This window comes from Rhizobium sp. CBN3 (genome assembly GCF_030518245.1).
GTDB lineage: Bacteria > Pseudomonadota > Alphaproteobacteria > Rhizobiales > Rhizobiaceae > Rhizobium > Rhizobium aethiopicum_A.
The window spans coordinates 1-20,260 of the sequence record NZ_JAULSE010000016.1 but is presented as its reverse complement, the minus strand read 5'-3'; the positions used below and the strand labels follow the sequence as shown (position 1 = coordinate 20,260).

Below are 20,260 nucleotides of genomic sequence, written 5' to 3'. Positions count from 1 at the left end.
CGGATCATTCCCCTGCATGAACGAGACAGGCAATGCCCCTAGCAGAAGCTCAGGCCCTATCACCGAAAGAGATGCGCAAGCGGCCGCTGGTCGTCATGCAATCTGTTTCCAAAGTCTTCTCCAGCGGAACCGTAGCCCTTTCGAACATGTCGCTGACCGTGGAAAGCGGTGAGTTCATCAGTCTGCTCGGTCCGTCCGGCTGCGGTAAATCCACGGCGCTGCGCATCATTGCCGGCCTCGGCAATGTCACCTCGGGCGCGATCGACTGGCCGAGTTCGCGCATAAACTCCAAGGGTCTCCCCGAGGGCGATATCAGCTTCGTCTTTCAGGAGCCGACGCTGATGCCCTGGAAGACCGTCTTCGATAATGTCCATCTGCCGCTGAAGCTGAAACATGTTTCGAAGGCTGCGGCGCACGATCGGATCCTGGAGACGCTGAGCACCGTCGGGCTTCAGGATTTCGCCAGCGCCTATCCGCGCGAACTCTCCGGCGGCATGAAGATGCGTGTGTCGATCGCCCGGGCGCTCGTGACCAGGCCGAAGCTCCTGCTGATGGATGAGCCCTTCGCAGCACTTGATGAGATCACCCGCCAGAGGCTGAACGACGACGTGCTGCGGCTCTGGAAGGTGACCGGCATCACCGTCATCTTCGTCACTCATTCGGTCTTCGAATCCGCCTATCTCTCGAACCGCATCGTCGTGATGAAGGCAAGACCTGGGCGCGTTCATGCCGATCTGCCGCTGACGACCAGCCTTGAACGCGATGCTCATTACCGCACTTCGGAAGAATACCGCAGAGCTTGCGAGACGGTCTCGCATTCGCTGATCGGGGCGATTAACGCGGTGGAGGACCATTGATGAGTGACGAACCGGCCGCAGCGCCGCTGCTTGTCAAAACCACTGCAAGCGCCCGGAGCCGCGATCTGGCGCTGCGCATCTTGATCCCCCTGCTGGTGATCGCGGCGCTGATCCTGATCTGGTATGCCTATGTCCGACTGTCCGGCGTGCCGGCATATATCCTGCCGGGTCCGGCGGCCGTCGCCAACGCTTTCGTCACGGATTGGGGCACGCTTGCCCCTGCCCTCTGGGTCACCACCGAGATCACCCTGATGTCGCTGATGCTGGCGCTCGTCGGCGGCGTCGGTTTCGCGATCTTCCTCGTGCAGTCGCGCTGGATCGAACTCGCCTTCTATCCGCTCGCGGTCATTCTTCAGGTCACGCCAATCGTGGCGATCTCGCCGCTCATCCTGATCTATGCGCCGTCGACACAGGTAGCGCTGCTGATCTGCGCCTTCCTGGTAGCGTTTTTCCCGATCCTTTCGAATATGGTCCAGGGGTTGAAAAGCGTCGACCACAATCTCATCAACCTGTTCGAGCTCTACGGCGCCTCGCGCTGGCAGACGCTGCTCTTTCTCAAGCTGCCGGCCGCCCAACCCTATTTCATGACGGGTCTCAGGATCGGCGGCGGCCTGGCGCTGATTGCAGCCGTCGTCGCCGAATTTGCCGCGGGCTCGGCGGGCGCCGGCTCCGGTCTCGCCTTCCGGCTCCTCGAAGCGCAGTATCGCCTCAATATTCCGCGCCTCTTTGCGGCGCTGCTGATGCTCTCGCTGCTCGGCGTGGCGATCTTCGCCGTCACCTCCTTCATTTCGTGGCTTGCCCTGCACCGCTGGCACGAAAGCAGCCTGAAACGGGAAAACTGATGACCTATTCCTTCATCTCCCCGCCCAATGCCGGCCGCTTCGTGCTGAGCAACGCAACCCTGCCTGCCGCTGCCGTCGCCGGTTATGAGGCGCCTGTTGTCGAGGGGCTCGTCCGAGCCGATATCGTCATCGCCGACGGCGTGATTTCCGCCCTGCTGCCGGCCGGCGGAGCGCCCGTAGAATTGGCGAAGTCCGACCTGAAGGAGGGCATGGTCTGGCCCTGCTTCGCAGACATGCACACGCACCTCGACAAGGGCCACATCTGGCCGCGCAACGCCAATCCGGACGGCACATTCCCGGGAGCGCTGGAGGCCGTGCGCGCAGACCGCGAGGCGCACTGGTCAGCCGCCGACGTCAAGAAGCGCATGGAGTTTTCTCTTCGATCTGCCTACGCACACGGCACCAGCCTCATTCGAACCCATCTCGATTCCCTTGCGCCGCAGCACCGCATTTCATTCGAAGTCTTTGCCGAAATGCGCGATGTCTGGAAGGACAGGATCGCCTTACAGGCGGTGGCGCTGTTTCCGATGGAAAACATGGCGGACGCGGCCTATTTCGCCGATCTCGTCACAGTAGTCCGCGAAAAGGGCGGGCTGATCGGCGGCGTTACCCGGATGAGCGGCGATCTCGACAGCCACCTCGACATGCTGTTCAGAGCTGCGGCCGATAACGGCCTCGATGTCGATCTTCATGTCGACGAGACCGACGATCCAGCTGCTGAAACGCTGAAGGCGATCACGCAAGCCGTGCTGCGCAACCGCTTCGCCGGCAAGGTGACGGCCGGCCATTGCTGCTCGCTCGCCCGCCAGGACGAGGAGACGGCAAAACGCACGGTCGATCTTGTCGCAGAGGCCGGTGTCGCCATCGTCTCACTGCCGATGTGCAACACGTATCTGCAGGACCGCTATCCCGGCCGCACACCGCGCTGGCGCGGCGTCACCCTGTTCAAGGAGCTGGCCGCGGCCGGCGTTGCAACCGCGGTCGCCTCCGACAATACCCGCGATCCCTTCTATGCTTATGGCGATCTGGATGCGGTGGAGGTGTTCCGCGAGGCGGTCCGCATCCTGCACCTCGACCATCCGCTGAATACGGCTGCGCGTGTCGTCACCACCTCGCCGGCCGATATTCTCGGCCGGCCGGATATGGGGCGCATCGCCGTCGGCGCATCGGCCGATCTCGTTCTCTTCAGCGCCAGGCGCTGGAGCGAATTTCTTTCCCGTCCGCAGTCCGACCGCGTCGTCCTTCGTCGCGGCAAGGTGATCGACCGCAGCCTGCCGGACTATCGTGAACTCGACAGCGTCGTTGGAGCCTGACATGCCGGATTATCAGACGATCAGCCAAGAACTCGAAGGCATCGCCATCGAAGACAATCCGGCGCTGGTGCGCCAGAAGAGCCGCGATTTCTACTGGTATTCGCCGATCCTGAAGGCGCAGCTCGACAATGTGACGGCCGACCTCGTCGTCACGCCGAAAAACGAAGAAGAGGTCATCCGGACGTTGAAAGTCGCCTTCGCGCACGGCGTGCCGGTCACGCCGCGTGGCGGCGGCACCGGCAATTACGGCCAGGCGATGCCGCTTTCCGGCGGGATCGTGCTCAATCTGGCGGCCATGGACAAGATCAAGGGAATCCATCCTGGCCGGGTGATCTGCGAGCCGGGCATCATCATTGCCCAGCTCGACAAGCAGACCAAGGCTCATTCCGGCCAGGAACTGCGGTTCCATCCCTCGACGGCGCAGATGGCGACGGTCGGCGGCTTCATTGCCGGCGGCTCCGGCGGCGTCGGCTCGATCACCTGGGGTGGCCTGCGCGATCTCGGCAATATTCTGCGCCTGCGCGTCGTCACCATGGAGGCCGAGCCGCGCGTGCTCGATCTCACCGGCTGGGACCTGCAGAAGGTCAGCCATGCCTACGGCACCAACGGCATCATCACCGAGATCGAAATGCCGCTGGCGCCTGCCTATGACTGGGTCGATGTTCTCGTCGGTTACGATGACTTCATGGCCTGCGTGCGCTTTTCGGACGCGCTGGCCAAGTGCAACGGCATCCTCGTCAAGGAAATCGCCCCGATCGCCGCTCCGATCCCGCACGACTATTTCACTCGCCACAAGCCTTATATCCGCAAGGGGCAGTCGGTGGTGGTGTTGATGATCGCGCCGCATGCAATGGATGCCTTCCTGGCCTTCACCTCGGCCCACAAGGGCGAAGTGATCTTCCGCTCCGACAAGGTCGAGAGCATGAAAGGCATTCCGCATGCCTATGAACTTGCCTGGAACCACACGACGCTGCGGGCGCTGAAAGTCGATCCCGGCTTCACCTATCTGCAGGTTCAGTATCCCGGGCCGGATCACGTGGCCAAGGTCGCCAAGATGGTGGAGATCTTCGGCGACGAAGTTCCGGGGCATCTGGAGTTCATCCGGTTCGACGGGCAGATCCAGTGCTCCGGCCTGCCGCTGGTGCGCTACACCACCGAAGAGCGCCTTGAAGAGATCATCCGGATCCACCAGGATCACGGCTGCCCGATCTTCAACCCGCACCGCTACACGCTCGAGGAAGGCGGCATGAAGCGCACCGACAAGGTGCAGCTTGCCTTCAAGCACGAAACCGACCCCAAGGGTCTTCTCAACCCCGGCAAGATGATCGCCTGGGAAAACCCGGACTTCGATTTCAATGCCGGCAAGAACTATCTCTTCCCCGGCCTTGCAGGCCTTATGGAGGCCTCATGAGGGTTCTCGTGCTGCATTCGCATCCGGTGGAGGAAAGCTACGGCAAGGCCCTCTACAAGCAGACGCTAGCAAGCCTGCGCAAAGCCGGCCACGACGTGGACGGATGCGATCTTTACGCCGAGAATTTCGATCCCGTTCTTTCCCGGCATGACCGGCTCAGCTATCACGACTATCCCGGCAACACCGAACTGGTGAAATCCTATGTCGAGCGGCTGAAGCGGGCCGAAGGGCTGGTGCTGGTCACGCCGATCTGGAATTTTGGCTTCCCCGCAATATTGAAGGGATATTTCGATCGCGTCTGGCTTCCCGGCGTCTCGTTCGAACTGGTCGACGGCAAGGTGGAATCGCGGCTGCGCCATATCAGGAAGCTTGCCGCCGTGCTGACTTATGGCGCCACGCCGTTCCGGGCTTTTGTGGCCGGCAATCCGCCGAAGAAGATCGTCAAGCGCGTGCTGCGAGCCCAGATCAACCCGCTACGGCCAGTCACCTTTCTTGCCCACTACGACATGAACAACTGCACTGAGGAAAGCCGGACACGCTTTCTGGAGAAGGTGAAGAACGCCATGGAGCGCTACTGAACATCCGAGCCGCAGCGACACCTCGTTCAAGCAGGGAATGCCGATGAAGAAGGTTTTCAATCCCTCATCCGTCCGCCGCCCGTTCGGACAGTACAATCACGGCCTATTGGTGCCACCGGGCGCCGCGCTGCTCGTCACCTCGGGTCAGCTCGGCATCGGCCCCGACGAGATCGTGCCGGAGGATATCGGTGCGCAAGCGGAACTCTGCTTCGAGGCAATCAAGGCAATTCTCGCCGAGGCCGAGATGAGCTTTGCCGACGTCATCCGCATTTCGGCCTTTGTGACGAAACGCGAGGATTTCCCGGCCTATATGGCGGTGCGGGATCGCTATACCTTGGATCCGAAGCCGGCCTCAACGCTGATCATCGTCAGCGGGTTCACCCGGCCTGACTTTCTGGTGGAAGTCGAAGTGACGGCCGCCAAAGTATTCTGATGAAGCAGGCCCTGTGGAGCGCGCGCGTCAGCCGCCCTCTCCCTGCGGCTCCTCAGCACTACCGCCGATATCGCTGGCAAATTTTCGCATTAGCCGCACCAGCTCATTGAAATCGTGCTCGTCCCAGCTTGCGAAGATCGCGCGGCCCATCCGCTCGCGCGCGGCGTCGATGCGGTCCGTCATCGCTTTGCCTTTCGGGCTGATGACAGCCTCGCGAACGCGGCGGTCAGCGGCACTTTCCCGACGCTCGACTAGCTCCAGGCTCTCGAGCTTGGCGACCTGCCTACTGACAGTGGTGTAGTCGCGCCCGGCGCGGTCGGCGAGTTCGACGACGCCGATCGGGCCGAGGCGTTCCACCGTCACCAGCAGCGGAAACAGGGCGCGATCGAGCGAAATACCTGCTTCGCGCACCATCTGCTCGTCGCGCTGGGGCCGGTTCATCACGCTGACGATTTCGATCAAAGCCCCATGCAGTTCGCGCAGCTTTTCCGATATATGTGTATTTTGCACATTTACTGTTGACGACATTTCGATTCTCCTATTATGTGCATAATACACATATGGAGACGACAGTGACAGAGAATTCGACAATCGACGTGCTGATATCAGGGGCCGGCGCAGCCGGGCTGACGCTGGCGATAGAGCTGGCGCGGCGTGGTATATCTTTTCGCCTGATCGAAAAGCTAAACGACCCTTTCCGCGGCTCGCGCGGCAAGGGCATTCAGCCGCGAACGCAGGAGGTCTTCGAGGATCTAGGTATCCTCGACCGGATCGTCGCGCTCGGCGGCGCCTATCCCAAGCAGCGGCAATATCGCAACGACGGAAGCTTCATCGACTCCGACGCCATGGTGCTCGAGGAGGCGACGCCTGCCGAGCCCTATCATCTTCCGCTGATGGTGCCGCAGTTTCTGACCGAGAGGGTGATGCGCGAGCGCCTCATCGAGCTGGGACACCGGCCGGAATTCGGCTGCGAGCTTATCGGTTTCGAACAGGACGAGGCGGGCGTGACGGCGCAACTCAATAGCCAATCCGGCGACGAGACCATTCGCGTCCGATGGCTGGTTGGCGCCGATGGCGGCCGCAGCTTTGTACGCCACGCGCTGGATATCGGCTTTCCCGGCAAGACGCTCGGCGTGCGCGCCATCGTCGCCGATGTCGCGCTGACGGGGCTCGATCGCGACGCCTGGCATCGCTTTGACGAAGGCGACATGCAGCGACAGCTGGCTCTTTGCCCGCTGGCGGGAACCGATCTGTTCCAGATCCAGGGACCTATCCCTCTCGAAGGCGAGATCGACCTTTCCGCAGCGGGTCTGACCGCCCTGGTGAGGGAACGCACCGGCCGCGAGAATATTGACGTCCAGTCGGTCTCCTGGGCCTCGGCCTACACCATGAACGCCCGGCTTTCCGACCGCTACCGGCTCGGCCGCATCTTTCTCGTCGGCGATGCCGCGCATACGCATCCGCCGACCGGCGGCCAGGGCCTCAATACCAGCGTCCAGGATGCCTATAATCTCGGATGGAAACTGGCTGCGGTCGTCGCCGGCGCCCCCGATCAACTGCTCGACAGCTACGAGGAAGAGCGCCGCCCGATTGCCGCAGCGATGCTTGGCCTTGCGACCAAACTTCTCGATGCGCTGAAGCGCGGTGACGTCAGACGTGGCCGCGAGGTTCATCAGCTCGATATCGGCTATCCCGAATCCTCCGTCGCGCTGGAGAAGCCGGAACGCCGCGGCCGTCTGCTTGCAGGCGACCGCGCGCCGGATGCCCCGCTCGCCGGTGCGGCCGGCCAGCCAAGGCGGCTGTTCGACATGTTCAGGGGCGCCCATTGGACCCTGCTCTGCTACGAGGTCGACCAGACAGTCGTGCCGCCGCGCAAGGGATTGCACATCCACAGAGTCGGCCGGAGCGGCGACCTCCTGGATGAAAGCGGACATTTCCGCAGCGTCTATGCCCTGAGACCGGGCGACCATGTGCTCGTGCGTCCGGACGGCTATATCGGCGCCATAGTCGCATCCGGCGCCTCTTCAGCGCTGGAAGCCTATCTCGCCAAGGTCGGCCTCGGCATGACTGCGGAACGTCACGATGCTGAAACCTGCTGAGCAATCCGCAGGGGGCGATCCGAGCGGTTGGACCGGCGGCTAACGCTTCCGGTTTTCACCGTCGTCAGCCTCGGTGCCGCCAGCTCACGGGCAGAGCCTATACGGGTCCGGCCAAAGCCGCCGCGGCAGAGGGCGGCTGAAGACTTCATCAGAGCGCATCGCGTTCGTATCGCGGCGTCCAGCCGCGCGCCATTCCGCGACTCATCACGCTTTCGGCCAGCGCCAGTTGCCGGCGCAAATGCTTGCAGTCATCGAGCAGCGAGCGGATCGCCGCCTTGGCATCATCGTCATGCCAGGCGAGCACAGCTTCCACTTCCCAAGCATCATCGGGTTCCATCTGATCAAGCCCGGCCTGACGGGATTTCAAGCTCGGCTGCATCAGTTTAGCGCCAGCGGCAATTGGACCGGACGCGGCAAAGGCGGCAGCGGTCGGCTGAGTTCCACCTTTTTCTGCCAGGCGGCGCGGCGCTGCTGGTCCCGCTCGCGGGCCGCCCGGGAGGCTTCCACGAGGGCAAGGGCGTTGGCGATCACCTGTTCCGTATGTGTCATGACAATCCCCAATGTTCCTGTTTTGTTCTACTCTAGACTTTTGACCGGAGAAGTCAAGCGCCGGGACGAGCTTCGTGGAACGGGGAGAAAATCGGAACAAAGGCGCGGCCGCTGGTCAGTCGGCAGCTTCTATGACGGCGATGCCCGCCTCCTGCGCAGCCCTGATGAAGACGGCGCGCACATGATCCGGCGAGAGATCGCCGGTAATCGCATCCAGGCAGGCTTTGACCGCTTCGAAATATTCTTCGCCGTCGTCCACCGGCCAGTCACGGAGCAGCGTTCGCGCGGCATCCCACACTGAGTTGATAACGGCATAATGGCCAAGCCCCATGGAGGCCAGGCCGACCGGTCGAAAATTTGCCGTCTGTCTCACTTTGCTACAGCTTTTCCTAATTTCGGCGAGCTAACCGATACTTTGCAATTAGCATGCCGTTGGCAGCGGCCTTCGATCCTTGGCACCATGACCGTGAAAGACACGTCTCTCCCGGCGGGATCCGGCAGGCGACGCTTGAAACGGGAAACGTCTGAAGCTTCTCGAGGGGTTCCGGAACTCTCGCTATCAGCATTAAACGACCGATTATGGTAAATATCAGACATAACTCATTACACCCACTCATCAAAATCGCCAATATCCATGCATATTCTGTCGGGCGTGCAGCAACGCGTTGCCTTCTCGGAAGCAACGCCTTGCAATGATCAGGCATTGATTGTCCCGAAGGTGGACGTGAATGAATCCAGATCGTACAATGCCACCTCTTGCACGCGGCGGATCTGGGAGGACGCGCGATGCCTATCTTCATGGACCGGCACTATCTCGAAGGAACGTCAGCCGCCGAGGTTGCGCAGGCGCATCGCATGGATATCGACATTCAGGATCGATACGGCGTCAAGTTTCTGACTTATTGGTTCGACGAGCGGCGCGGGACGGCCTTCTGTCTGGTGGATGCGCCCGATGTCGAAACCGTCCACTGCGTACATCGCGAGGCGCACGGTTTCGTCGCCAATGAGGTCGTCGAGGTGGCTCTGTCGGCCGTCGAGGCCTTTCTCGGTCGCATTAATGACCCCGATCCGGCGCCCGGCCAATCCGCGCCGCGGATGGATCCTGGTCACCGGGCGATCCTCTTTACCGATATTGTCGGCTCGACCGAGATGACGGCGCGCCTCGGCGACCGCATGGGGACGGAGCTGGTCAGAGCCCATGATGCGATCGTGCGCCGGTGCCTCGGCAAAAATTCCGGCCGGGAAGTCAAGCACACCGGCGACGGCATCATGGCGGCCTTCGCGGCGACGACTGCGGCCGTCGAATGCGCCATGGCGATCCAGCAGGAATTCCAGCATTACAACGGCAGCAAGGCCGAGCCGATCCATGTTCGCATCGGACTCGATTGCGGCGAGCCGGTCGAGGACAGCAACGACCTCTTCGGTTCCACCGTGCAGCTCGCAGCCCGCCTCTGCGCGGCCGCAGCCAGTGACCAGATCCTCGTGTCGGAGAATATCTTCCGGGAATTTGGCGCCGGCGACCTCTTCGCCCATGCGACGCGCCGGCGCATCAAGGGATTTTCGAAGCCCGTGCTGGTCTTCCGCTGCGATTGGGCGGCTGCCAGCCTTGGCTAACGCGCGTCGCGATCGGTGCGACGCGCATAGATCCGGTGAAATCCGCTGAGAGCTGTTGCCGCTTTCCGCCGCTTGCCGCGTTGGCAATGACCGCAGATCGCGACCGGACGCGCCGCTTATGACGTGGCGGCACGCCGGCTCAGATCGTCACGAACAGACTTGCCTCTTCAAGCATTGCCGACGTTTCGATCGCCCATCCCCTCGAATTTGGGGCCGCTGTCGAGCATGCCCGACATCTTCAGAAAACGGCGAAAATTCTCGCGCGCAGCGCTGAGCGGAAAATGCCCCTTGGCGGTATCCCTGCACGCCTTCAGCAGTGTGTCATATGCCAGACCTCGCTTGTCCTGCGGCCACTCATCCAGAAAATCGAAGATTTCGTCGAGACATGTGATCTCGGCGACGAAATGCTGACGATGAAGAAAAACCGGCTCGAACCGAGCTTCCGACATAGTAACCTCCCATTTATATTACTTTTTTATGGTTTTATATTACTGAAAATCGGCGATTTGTTCAAGGCAAAATCGGGAATCATTCGCTTACCGACACTACGGACTTACTTCCATAACCGCAGAATAGTTGGCCATATTATCCCCGAATTTTCCCAAGGAGCAAAAGAGCGGTCCCTCGACCATCGAAGCCATTTCCCATCAGATGAGCGTGATTGATCTCGCTGGTCCTCGCATCTGTTTGTGCCGGCATGATAGATTGCCGAGACCAACCTCAGGAGCAGCTCAGATGGCCCGATTCCTCACCTTGTTCGCGACCAGCGCGATAATCGGCTTGTCCACGCTCACGGCTTCCTGCACCTCGCCCGCAAGGCAGGACCGGGAGGATTATCAATATCAGCTGGATACTTCGAGGAACCCGGCCTGTGCGGACGGATTCAGACCCGGCAATGCTCGCTCGTGCAGCTATTAAAAGATCCGCACCGTCAATCGGAGGTTTGGCGCATCAGGCGCCGGGAAACAACCATTGCCGAGCGATCGATCGCCTGCATAACCAAGAGAAACATTGGAAACACCGTGAATTCCATGCCGAACAGAGACTTCCTTGAGTTCCACTCACTGCCGCTGGACACAGTCGCTGCGATTATCGACAGAGCCGGCCAGCTTGCGAAGCATTGGGCGGACCGCACCATGCCACAGTCGCTGCTGGGCAAGCGAGTTGGTGTTATCGCCGACGACACGGGATGGCGGAACACAGCGGCCTTCGATCTCGGCGTCAAGGCCATGGGCGGCGTCTGCGTGCAACCGCCGATCAGCTTCAACACCCGCGAGGCCACCGCCGATCTCGCAAGCTATCTCGATAACTGGTTTGATCTCCTCGTCGTCAGGACGAAGGAACTTGCTACCTTGCAAGAGCTCGCGGCCGTCATGGATGCGCCTGTCATCAACGCCCGAACAAGACTAAATCATCCGTGTGAAACGCTCGGCGATCTCGCCTACATCAAGAGCGTCCGGGGATCACTAGACGGCCTCAAGGTTGTCGGGATCGCGCCAGATGCCAACATTCTTCGCTCCTGGGTCGAGGCATCGAAATCCATGCCCATCCACGTCGTCCAAGTCTATCCGGAGCGCTGGCACGTGGCCGATCCCAATCTCCTGAACCCGAATTTCGAAATCAGCCGGGATATCAGGCATGCCCTTGACGCGGATGTCATCATCACGGACTCGTGGCCGAAAGACGCGAGGGAAGACGAGCTGGCGGAATATCAGGTGACGGCAACACTCCTCGACAAAGGGCGGCGCGACCTGATCTTTTTGCCCTGCCCGCCAGTCGCAAGGGGACAGGAAGTAGCAGCCGATGCGATGTTGCACCCTGCCTGCCAAAGCGGTCCCGCAAAAGCATTCCTGCTTCACGCCCAGAATGCGCTGATGGAGTGGGTTTTGTCTTGACCATTGGCCCCAGCCACTGGCGGGCCTTTGGCTGGGAAACAACCGACCAACAGTCATCCGCCAGCCCAACAGACTGCGCAAAGGCCTCAGCTGCACCACGAGGTTTCCCAGTCCCTAAATTGTGTCGTTTCCGCATCACTTTCCGTAGGGTTGCATATTCCCTCTTGGCAATGGGCAATTGCTTCGCTACAAAACGCTACCGCTTCAGATCGAACAAAAGGGAGGCGTTGAATGACATCAGCAATCATCGAAGTCTTCCCGTGTGGTATGTCCCGACGCTAGGTCATATCCCTTCGCGACCCGCCTCAAGCGCGCGCGACATGCGGTTTTTTCTACCTTCGTAGCCGATTGATCTGACGGCATTACTTTGTCTTCCGCGCGGGCTGTGCCTTTCAACTCTCGATTTTGAGGACCGGTTTCCGATACGGGCCGGGCTGTATAAAATGACTCGCAAGAAGCTCGATTTCCGCGCCGATGCCTATCGTCACGTGCTCGGCTTTGTTTTTCATCATTGGACCCACCGGCCTGCATTGGTAGGCATCATCATCGTGCTGGTAATTTCGAGCACGCTGGCCGAAGTCATGGTGCCGGTATTTTCCGGCCGGATCGTCGATGCCATTGCCGGCGGCAATGCGGCTGACGGCGCGCTCAGCGCCTTTGTTGTCGTCGTCGTTCTCGGCTTTATCAGCGTGGCACTGCGCTGGTTCATCTTCAACGGCATCATCCGGCTGACGCTGCGCATCATGGCGGATGTGGTCAATAACGGTTTCCACAAGGTGCAGCGGTTTTCGACCGACTGGCACGCCAACAGCTTCGCCGGTTCGACGGTGCGCAAGATCACTCGCGGCATGTGGGCGCTCGATTCGCTCAACGACCTCTTGCTGGTCGCGCTGCTGCCGTCCATCGTCATGCTGGTCGGCGCCAGTATCGTCCTCGGCAGCTACTGGCCGGTCATGGGCCTGATCGTGGCGGCGGGGTCGCTGATCTATATCGGCGTCACCGTAGCGCTTTCCATGGGCTTCGTGTCGCCGGCGGCAAGGCTTGCCAATGCCTGGGACACCAGGCTCGGCGGTGCGCTGGCAGATGCGATCAGCTGCAATTCGGTGGTCAAGGCCTTCGGCGCTGAAAACCGCGAAGAAGCCCGCTTGCGCCATGTGCTGGGTAAATGGGACAGCCGGACGCGGCGGACATGGAAGCGCGGCACTTTGAGCGGCACGATCCAGGGCTTCATGATGGTCTCTATGCAGGCCGGCATTCTGGGAACGGGCCTGATCATGTGGCGGCAGGGGCTGGCGAGCCCCGGCGACATCACCTTCGTGCTCGCCATGTTCTTCGTTCTGCAAGGCTATCTGCGCAATGTCGGCCAGGACATCCGCAATCTCCAGCGTGCCGTCAACGACATGGAGGAGTTGGTGCTGCTCGACAGGATGCCGCTCGGCATCGAGGACAAGCCGCACGCCAAGCCGATTGCGATCGGCGCGGGCGAGATCGTCTTCGATCGCGTCACCTTCCAATATGGCGCTCATCCCGACCCGCTTTACGAGGACTTTTCGGTCACCATCAGGCCGGGCGAGCGTGTGGGGCTGGTTGGACATTCTGGCTCGGGCAAGACCACTTTCGTCAAGCTCATCCAGCGCCTCTACGATGTGAACTCGGGCGCCATCCGCATCGACGGGCAGGACATCGCCGAGGTCAGGCAATCGAGCCTGCGCGGCCAACTCGCCATCGTGCAGCAGGAGCCGATCCTGTTCCACCGGACGCTCGCGGAAAATATCGCCTATTCCAGGCCGAACGCCTCGCGGCGTGAGATCGAGCAGGCGGCGAAACAGGCCAATGCGCACGGCTTCATCATGGACCTTCCGAAGGGCTATGAGACGATGGTCGGCGAACGCGGCGTCAAGCTGTCGGGCGGCGAGCGGCAGCGTGTCGCCATCGCCCGCGCCTTCCTGGCTGATGCCCCGATCCTGATCCTCGACGAGGCGACGTCGAGCCTCGACAGCGAAAGCGAAGTGCAGATCCAACAAGCCATGGAACGCCTGATGGACGGCCGCACCACGCTTGTCATCGCCCATCGGCTGTCCACGGTGCGGGCGCTCGATCGGCTGCTGGTATTCGACAAGGGCAAGATCGTCGAAGAAGGCGACCACCAGGCGCTGATCCGGCTCAATGGCGGCATCTATCGCCGGCTGTTCGAGCGGCAGGCGCTGGAATTGACCAAGGGGCTGGTGGCTTGAATCGAAACGCCAGGGCTGATGCTCTGGCGTCTCTTCTTCTGCATATGCGTCTGATATTATATGCGTCTGACATTGCCGCATCAGGATTGGCGGAGCGCTTCTACGATCACCTTGAAGGCGGGCGAGTTCTGCCGTCTGCTGGGGTAGTAGAGATGATAGCCGGGAAAAGACGGGCACCAGTCGTCAAGAACCTGCAGCAGGCGCCCCGCCTCGATTTCGCGGGCGACAATGTCCTCCGGCACATAGGCGATGCCGTAACCTTTGACCGCAGCATCGATCATCGCGTAGGTCGTGCTGAACGTAAGCTGCCCATCGACCCGGACCCGCAGTTCCCTGTCGTCCTTTGCGAACTCCCAGGCATAGAGACCGCCCGAGCGCGATTGCCGGTTGTTGATGCAGATATGGCCGACGAGGTCCTGCGGCTTTTCAGGCGCAGTGCGCCTTGCGAAATAGTCCGGCGATCCAACGGCGACAAGGCGCCAGTCCGGACCGATCCTGACGGCGATCATGTCCTTGTCGACGCTTTCGCCGAGACGCACGCCGGCATCGAACCGGTCTTCGACAATATTGCGAAAGCCGTTATCCGTGTTCAACTCCAGCCCGATGTCGGGATAGTGCTTCAGCACATTGCGGAGTTTCGGCCAGACGATGCTCTCCAGGGCGTGGTCGGACAGGGTGATCCGGACAGTCCCCGAAGGCTTGTCCCTGATCTCCATCAACTGGTCGATCTCGGATTCCAGTTCCTCTATGCGCGGCGCGAGCGAGCGGATCAGCCTCTCCCCCGCCTCCGTCGGCGACACGCTGCGTGTCGTCCGGGTCAACAGCCGCAAACCTATCCGCGCCTCGAGCTTCTTGATCGTGTGGCTGATCGTCGATTGGGACGTGCCGAGCTTCGCCGCCGCTTTGGTGAAGCTGCGCTCTTCGGCCACAGCGAGGAACCACAGCATATCATTCAGGTCTTCCCGCTTCATGGATCGCCCTCTCCGTCCTTACGATTAATGTCGAGAATCGATAGGTCCATGAGAATTGCAACGATCAATTCCGGAAGTCAGCTCAACTTCTGTTGAGCGCCAGAGTGAACGGCAGGCTGTTATCAGACCGGAAAAACAACGTCGAGGCTCACGACAGGGCGAAGATCCTGACCTCCCTGCCGATGCCCTGAAGCTCCGCCATTCGCGAGGCGGACGTGACGCCGCTGTCGCGCAGGATCTCCGACACATTGGCATCTTCGACGATCGCCTCGGTCGTCATGATCACATTCGGGTCGGCAAGGCTCTGGACGCGGGAGGCGATATTGACCGTCTGGCCGAAATAGTCCTGCCTGTCGTTCAGGTTGACGGCGAGGCACGGTCCCTCGTGGATGCCGATCTTCAGCAGGAGGTCTTCGCTGCCGTGTTCGGCATTCAACCGGCGCATCGCCTCACGCATCCTCAGCGCCGCCGCCACCGCCCGGTCCGGGCTCGGAAAGGTCGCCATCACGGCATCGCCGATCGTCTTGACGACCGCGCCGGCCTCGGTGGCAACGATCTCGTGAAGAACGCGGAAATGCGCCCGCACCAGATCGAAAGCGGCGAGATCGCCGACTCGCTCATAGAGCGCGGTCGAGCCCCTGAGATCGGTGAACAGGAATGTCAGGCTGGTGATCTTCAGGCGCTGGTCGACGTCGAGCGTATCGGTCCTGTAGATGTCGCGAAAACTCTGGTTCGTCAGCAGGCGCTTGGCCGTCAGAAACTCCCGCCTGCGGCCCAGCAGGTCGTGCAGATCATCGCCGGCAATGCAGACATTCGGCACCACCCGGCGATCGGTGTGGTTCTCGAGCGTGAGCCGCAGCAAGCCGGGTCTCAGCGTCACGGTTTCGTTCAAGGCATGCCCGCGGCTGATGACCATCGAGAGGTTCTGGCGTTCCTCCGTGGGCTCCCCCTGCACATCGATGAACTGCGCCGAATGGGTCACCGCATCGAAGATGATGACGAATTGCGCCGGCAGCTGCAGCGACACGAAGGCCTTCTCACCCGGCGCCAGCTCGATCATCTCCAGCAGGATGCGGTCGAACCTGGCTTCGAGATCCTCCGGCAGGTCGACTCCGGAGCTGAAGAAAATCTGGCGGTAATATTCGAGCGGCGGCAGCCGGTCGGGCTCGTGGGCGGCAATCCGGCGCACGCGCGGACTGACCGTGAAGGTGACTTCGACCATCTCGTCGAGGGTGGGTTCGTATCCGGCCGCGCAGAGGGCGCAATGATAGCTATCCTGGTTAACCCCTTTAAGGGTTGCGCCGCTGTCGAGAACGCCGCCGCATCCCGGGCAAAGCACATTCCAGGTCATCTCGAAGGCGCCAATACGGGCCGCATGCAGAAAGGCGGCAATGGTTTTCTCTTCATCGAGGTGGTGCTTGGCGGCGAAGGCGAGCGCATTGACGCGATTGAGATCACGATCGGCGCCGTGCTTGACGACGTTTTCGATGCACTCGACCGTCTGCGGGTCAGCCGCCTGTCGCAGGCTGGCAAAAAGCACGTCCACTTCGCTCATCGGACAAGTCTCTGTACTGACAACACGGCCGATAAGGCCCAGTCCCGTGATCATAACACGGGATGTTCCCAATAGAAATCAAGGGGGCCCGGGATGCCGCTCGTTTCCCGATCGTCAAGCTTGGAAGCCGCTCGAAATAGGGCATCGGATCGGTCGTTACGCCACTGCATCACCACTGCGAAAATCGGTGGAAACAGCGCACAAAAAGTGAACGTCACCCCCTCGACTTCCGCTACAATCAGTCGTTTCGGCCTCTTGGGGCAGATCGCAAAGGAGAAGCGATGGATCGTCTCGTCGGCGCGGATGAATGGGCTCGATCGGCAGATCGGGCTGACGAGGCCGGGTGTGCGGAGGGTCTTGCGCGGGATATTACCGCGGTCAAAATCGGCGACTGCCTGCTGGGTTACAAGGCCGTGCAGCGCCGCATGCGGGGCGGCCGCTGGAACCATTTCCGCGGCCGGATGCGCGAGATCGAGAAATTGATCCGGCATCGTCATGGCGAGATCGTGCCCGAGGCGGATGACGCCCTGATCTATGTCGAGGTGATCGCCGGTCTTGCCTTTGTCGAGTTTGGGGAAGGCTTTGTCGAGGTGGTTCTCGGCTGGGCGGCGCGATGGCTGCCGTGGGCTCAAAAAGCCGTGATCGAGGAAATCATCTACGAGCGGACGAGAGTGCGCTTTTCTCCGCTGACCGCCGACGCGCTCGGTCACGCCCTGCATCTGAGCTACGCCGGACGCAGCGCGCTCGACATTCGCACCATCGGCGCCTTCGACGTGCCGAAGGCGAAAAGAGCAAAACTGCAGAAGGCAAAGCGGCGCCAGCGCGACCGAAGCCGAAAGGAAGAGCAGCGGCGGGCCGCCGGCGCCGTTTCCAGGGCCGACTATCTCGACAATTCCCTCAGCGCAGCCCGCCCCTGGGAGGCCTTCGGCATCAGCCGCCGCACATGGGAGCGCCGCGGCAAACCGATGCCGGAGGCAGTGCCGGACGTCGCGCCGATTTCGCTGGCCGCCTAGCTCGGCGGTTTTTCTCGCCCGTCAGCGCGGCGGCCCGAACCAGGTGTTCATCGCTGCGTCGAGCCTGTCCTGGGACCCCTCGCCCACCCACGCCACATATCCGTCTGGCCGGATCAGCACCGCGGCCGGCGCTGCGACCGCCCCCACCGCCGGCAGCTCCCATGGGCCGTCGTAGCGCGCGTCGACCAGACGCACGCGGTCTGACCATGGCCCGCTGTCGAGGCTGCCGCGCGGCCCGAGGTTTAACAGCACCGGTCCCGCCTGTTTCAGCAGGCTAAAGACACGCAAGGGGCCGTCCGGCGTGATCAGGTCGAGATCCGGCATGCGGCGGCCGAGCAACGGGTGCCCCTCGCCAAAATCATAACGGATGCCAAGTCCGGACATCTCGGCGGCGATCTTCTTGCGCGCTGCCTCCAGGCCAAGCAGCTCCAACACGATGTCGCGCAGGGCTTCGGTGCGATCATCGGTCCGCTGCAGTGCGACTTGCGCCATCGTCGTGCGCAGCACGCGGGCGGCGACTGGATGCCGTTCGGCATGATAGGTGTCGAGCAAAGCCTCGGGCGATATGCCCTTCACCACCTGGGCGAGCTTCCAGCCGAGGTTCACGGCATCCTGCACACCGGTATTGAGGCCCTGCCCGCCGACCGGCGAATGCACATGGGCGGCATCACCCGCCAGCAGCACCCTGCCCTTGCGGTAGACCTCCGCCTGGCGCGACATGTCGGTGAACCTGGAAATCCACCTCAGGCCGTGGATGCCATAATCGGTTCCGCAGGCGGCGATGAGCGCTTGCCTGAGATCATCAAGCGTCGGCTCGCTCGTGCCGTCGGCCGTCTGTTCCGTCACCATCACGTTGATCGGACCTTCACTGGCGAAGACTACCTTGCCGTCGCGGATTTCATATTCCTCGCGACCGAGGGCATGCATGCCGAGCGCTGTGCGGTGGACGCCGAGCGGCGGCTCCTCCTCCATCTCGGCCTCGGCGAGAATATTGCTGGTGGTCGCTTCCCATCCCGGAAAGGCGATGCCGGCGATCTTGCGGACCAGGCTGCGGCCGCCATCGCAGCCGACGAGATAGCCTGCGCGCAGCGACGTCCCATCGGAGAGTTCGAGGGTGACGCCGGCCTCGTCCTCTCTGAAACCGGTCAGTTCGCGGCCGCGATAGATCGTCACCGGCAGCTCGCCGACCCAGCCGGCCAGGATCCGCTCAATATGCTTCTGCCGCAGCGCCAGCCCATAATTGTGCCGGGTCGGGAAATCGCTGATATCAAGCCGCGTGACCGCAAACCCCGTCACCTGGGCGATCTGCCCTTCCGCCAGAAACCGATCGACGATGCCGCGCTGGTCGAGGACTTCGAGCGTGCGCGAACTGAGACCCCCGGCACGCGAACCGACGATCTCCGGATTCTCGCGCCGTTCAACGATGGCGACATTGATGCCTGCCAGGGCCAGTTCACCCGCCAGCATCAGCCCCGTCGACCCTCCTCCCGCAATCACGACTGCATGTTCTTTCATCCGCGAACTCCTCTGTTCACTGTCCGAGCGCAAAATCCGCCATAGCGGGCCGACCCGCCCGCGTTGACCCTCCCCGATTTCGTGATGCCTGTTCGGGTGCCGATTTCCCCTGTCGCAGGTTGTTCCCCCTATAAATATAAGCTCTCTAATGGTGGGAAGGACTTGCGACAGAATTTCTGCCTTGCCTTCCAAAGCCCTGTGGTTGCCGCTTGCGCGGTGTTTTGCGGTGGAGCGCGGGCGTTGCAGCACGACCGGACCGGGTGGGCGCCGGATCCGGCAGAGCGCTTCCGCTTTCACCATTCGTTCCCAAAGGGCGATCGATCAAAAAGCTGTTGTGACGCCTCTCACTGCGGCGCTGTGGCCTTCTGCGGAATGGTCTCAGTCGCTGGTCGCTCGGACGGATCGGCGGGATGGCCGTAGAGCGTGTAAACTGCGCCCGCCAGAATGCCGAGGACGAGAAGAGCGAGCACATAGGACATCATTCCGCGGATGGCCGTTTTCGGTGTTCTGTCCATCAGGGACCTCCAAGATCACTCAGGGGCCAAAGTCGATGCGGGCGCTTTTGGTTCCGAGAATGAAAGTCTGGGGCGGCCCGTCGGCATCTGCACGGAAGGCGATGCAGATCACCAATCTCGATTCTGATTTGCAGCGCTTGGAAATCCTTCCAATCCGAGAGAAGATCATCCCGCTCTAACCTTGGGGGATCTCATGGAAAATCACGAGCCGTTTCTGCGCGAGGCGATTGCGCTCTCGAAATCCGCGATGGCAAACGGTGACGAACCGTTTGGCTCGGTCCTGGTCAAGGACGGCGCAGTCCTCCTGCGCGCCGAAAACAGCGTCTTCACCGGCCACGATATGACAAACCACGCCGAGATGAACCTGGTCAAACTGGCGGCGCGGCACCACGACCCTGCTTTTCTCGCCGACTGCACGCTCTATACCAGCACTGAACCCTGCGCGATGTGCTCCGGGGCGATCTACTGGTCGGGCATCGGGCGGATGGTGTTTGCGTGCTCCGAAACGCGGCTTGGCGAGATTGCCGGGATCGGGTTGAACGTGCCCAGCCGAGCGGTGTTGCAGACCGGCGCGCGTGTCGTCACTGTGGTTGGCCCGACAAACCTCGAAGAGGAAGCCGCCGAAGTGCACCAGGAATTCTGGCCGAAGCATCTGAGCAAGGTTTAGGCGCGGGGGCCTTTGATCAGAGCCATAGGATGACGGCGGCTGCGACGCAGATGGCCGAGAAGAAGACTGTGGGCGCGCCGTTCCTAGATGTGAGCTTTCGGGAGGTTGTCCATTCGGAGCGGATCGAGGAGACTGGAGCTACCACATCTCGAGTCGGAGGGATCGCCGCGAATGAACATTCATAAGAATGCCCGACTGA

21 protein-coding genes are annotated in these 20,260 nt (G+C 61.5%); 12 read left to right on the top strand and 9 right to left on the bottom strand.

Annotated elements, in window-relative coordinates; translation table 11 throughout:
* The first annotated feature begins 32 nt into the window (after window positions 1–32).
* From QWJ46_RS22045 to QWJ46_RS22020, 6 genes are read left to right on the top strand one after another with little or no spacing between them, the layout of a single operon-like run.
* Window positions 33–857: an ABC transporter ATP-binding protein gene (locus QWJ46_RS22045; RefSeq protein WP_302753874.1), complete on the top strand. Its 825-nt coding sequence runs from the start codon at window positions 33–35 to the stop codon at window positions 855–857.
* Window positions 857–1,699 (top strand): ABC transporter permease, encoded by an 843-nt coding sequence (locus QWJ46_RS22040; protein ID WP_302753873.1) that lies wholly within the window; start codon window positions 857–859, stop codon window positions 1,697–1,699. Before QWJ46_RS22045 ends, QWJ46_RS22040 begins: the two co-directional genes overlap by 1 nt.
* On the top strand, window positions 1,699–3,012 hold the full coding sequence (locus tag QWJ46_RS22035; RefSeq protein ID WP_302753871.1) for a cytosine deaminase: 1,314 nt from the start codon (window positions 1,699–1,701) through the stop codon (window positions 3,010–3,012). The genes QWJ46_RS22040 and QWJ46_RS22035 overlap by 1 nt, the downstream gene beginning before the upstream one ends.
* Before the next feature lies 1 nt (window position 3,013).
* A complete protein-coding gene (locus tag QWJ46_RS22030) occupies window positions 3,014–4,423 on the top strand; it encodes an FAD-binding oxidoreductase (RefSeq protein WP_302753870.1) in 1,410 nt (469 codons plus the stop codon).
* Entirely contained in the window at window positions 4,420–5,001 is a 582-nt protein-coding gene (locus tag QWJ46_RS22025) for an NAD(P)H-dependent oxidoreductase (protein WP_302753868.1), read from the top strand. Before QWJ46_RS22030 ends, QWJ46_RS22025 begins: the two co-directional genes overlap by 4 nt.
* A gap of 43 nt (window positions 5,002–5,044) precedes the next feature.
* The gene (locus QWJ46_RS22020; protein WP_302753867.1) at window positions 5,045–5,434 is read left to right on the top strand and encodes a RidA family protein; all 390 of its coding nucleotides are present in this window, start codon (window positions 5,045–5,047) and stop codon (window positions 5,432–5,434) included.
* Window positions 5,435–5,461: 27 nt separating this feature from the next.
* On the opposite strand, the gene QWJ46_RS22015 is transcribed toward QWJ46_RS22020, so the two are convergent.
* Entirely contained in the window at window positions 5,462–5,962 is a 501-nt protein-coding gene (locus QWJ46_RS22015; RefSeq protein ID WP_302753866.1) for a MarR family winged helix-turn-helix transcriptional regulator, read from the bottom strand.
* Between the two features lie 44 nt (window positions 5,963–6,006).
* Between QWJ46_RS22015 and QWJ46_RS22010 the strand changes: the two genes are divergently transcribed.
* Window positions 6,007–7,533 (top strand): FAD-dependent oxidoreductase, encoded by a 1,527-nt coding sequence (locus QWJ46_RS22010; protein WP_302753864.1) that lies wholly within the window; start codon window positions 6,007–6,009, stop codon window positions 7,531–7,533.
* A gap of 148 nt (window positions 7,534–7,681) precedes the next feature.
* Here QWJ46_RS22010 and QWJ46_RS22005 read toward each other — a convergent pair whose 3' ends face one another.
* The 3 genes from QWJ46_RS22005 to QWJ46_RS21995 form a co-directional block, all read right to left on the bottom strand.
* A complete protein-coding gene (locus QWJ46_RS22005) occupies window positions 7,682–7,912 on the bottom strand; it encodes a hypothetical protein (RefSeq protein ID WP_302753863.1) in 231 nt (76 codons plus the stop codon).
* On the bottom strand, window positions 7,912–8,082 hold the full coding sequence (locus QWJ46_RS22000) for a hypothetical protein (RefSeq protein WP_164517744.1): 171 nt from the start codon (window positions 8,080–8,082) through the stop codon (window positions 7,912–7,914). Before QWJ46_RS22000 ends, QWJ46_RS22005 begins: the two co-directional genes overlap by 1 nt.
* A gap of 115 nt (window positions 8,083–8,197) precedes the next feature.
* The gene (locus QWJ46_RS21995; protein ID WP_085778099.1) at window positions 8,198–8,455 is read right to left on the bottom strand and encodes a DUF982 domain-containing protein; all 258 of its coding nucleotides are present in this window, start codon (window positions 8,453–8,455) and stop codon (window positions 8,198–8,200) included.
* A gap of 413 nt (window positions 8,456–8,868) precedes the next feature.
* Here QWJ46_RS21995 and QWJ46_RS21990 point away from each other — a divergent pair, with 413 nt between their 5' ends.
* A complete protein-coding gene (locus QWJ46_RS21990; protein ID WP_302753862.1) occupies window positions 8,869–9,696 on the top strand; it encodes a nickel-binding protein in 828 nt (275 codons plus the stop codon).
* 167 nt (window positions 9,697–9,863) lie between these two features.
* On the opposite strand, the gene QWJ46_RS21985 is transcribed toward QWJ46_RS21990, so the two are convergent.
* Window positions 9,864–10,145 carry a DUF982 domain-containing protein gene (locus QWJ46_RS21985; protein WP_302753861.1) on the bottom strand — a complete coding sequence of 94 codons (282 nt, stop codon included), beginning with the start codon at window positions 10,143–10,145 and terminating at the stop codon, window positions 9,864–9,866.
* Window positions 10,146–10,727: 582 nt separating this feature from the next.
* On the opposite strand from QWJ46_RS21985, the gene QWJ46_RS21980 reads away from it, so the two are divergent.
* Both QWJ46_RS21980 and QWJ46_RS21975 read left to right on the top strand, forming a co-directional pair.
* On the top strand, window positions 10,728–11,591 hold the full coding sequence (locus QWJ46_RS21980; RefSeq protein WP_302754041.1) for an ornithine carbamoyltransferase: 864 nt from the start codon (window positions 10,728–10,730) through the stop codon (window positions 11,589–11,591).
* 443 nt (window positions 11,592–12,034) lie between these two features.
* Complete coding sequence (locus tag QWJ46_RS21975; RefSeq protein ID WP_302753859.1) at window positions 12,035–13,825, top strand: ABC transporter ATP-binding protein; 1,791 nt, start codon at window positions 12,035–12,037, stop codon at window positions 13,823–13,825.
* Window positions 13,826–13,905: 80 nt separating this feature from the next.
* Here the strand turns inward: QWJ46_RS21975 and QWJ46_RS21970 are convergent, their stop codons facing one another.
* On the bottom strand, window positions 13,906–14,796 hold the full coding sequence (locus QWJ46_RS21970; protein ID WP_184456838.1) for a LysR family transcriptional regulator: 891 nt from the start codon (window positions 14,794–14,796) through the stop codon (window positions 13,906–13,908).
* Window positions 14,797–14,944: 148 nt separating this feature from the next.
* Complete coding sequence (locus QWJ46_RS21965; RefSeq protein WP_302753857.1) at window positions 14,945–16,351, bottom strand: adenylate/guanylate cyclase domain-containing protein; 1,407 nt, start codon at window positions 16,349–16,351, stop codon at window positions 14,945–14,947.
* A gap of 281 nt (window positions 16,352–16,632) precedes the next feature.
* On the opposite strand from QWJ46_RS21965, the gene QWJ46_RS21960 reads away from it, so the two are divergent.
* Complete coding sequence (locus QWJ46_RS21960; RefSeq protein ID WP_302753854.1) at window positions 16,633–17,364, top strand: hypothetical protein; 732 nt, start codon at window positions 16,633–16,635, stop codon at window positions 17,362–17,364.
* 21 nt (window positions 17,365–17,385) lie between these two features.
* Here QWJ46_RS21960 and QWJ46_RS21955 read toward each other — a convergent pair whose 3' ends face one another.
* Both QWJ46_RS21955 and QWJ46_RS21950 read right to left on the bottom strand, forming a co-directional pair.
* Window positions 17,386–18,879: an FAD-dependent monooxygenase gene (locus QWJ46_RS21955; RefSeq protein WP_302753852.1), complete on the bottom strand. Its 1,494-nt coding sequence runs from the start codon at window positions 18,877–18,879 to the stop codon at window positions 17,386–17,388.
* 344 nt (window positions 18,880–19,223) lie between these two features.
* Window positions 19,224–19,394, bottom strand: coding sequence for a hypothetical protein (locus QWJ46_RS21950; RefSeq protein ID WP_183703149.1), 171 nt, complete (start codon window positions 19,392–19,394; stop codon window positions 19,224–19,226).
* A gap of 193 nt (window positions 19,395–19,587) precedes the next feature.
* On the opposite strand from QWJ46_RS21950, the gene QWJ46_RS21945 reads away from it, so the two are divergent.
* Window positions 19,588–20,061, top strand: coding sequence for a nucleoside deaminase (locus QWJ46_RS21945; RefSeq protein ID WP_302753849.1), 474 nt, complete (start codon window positions 19,588–19,590; stop codon window positions 20,059–20,061).
* Window positions 20,062–20,260: the final 199 nt, after the last annotated feature.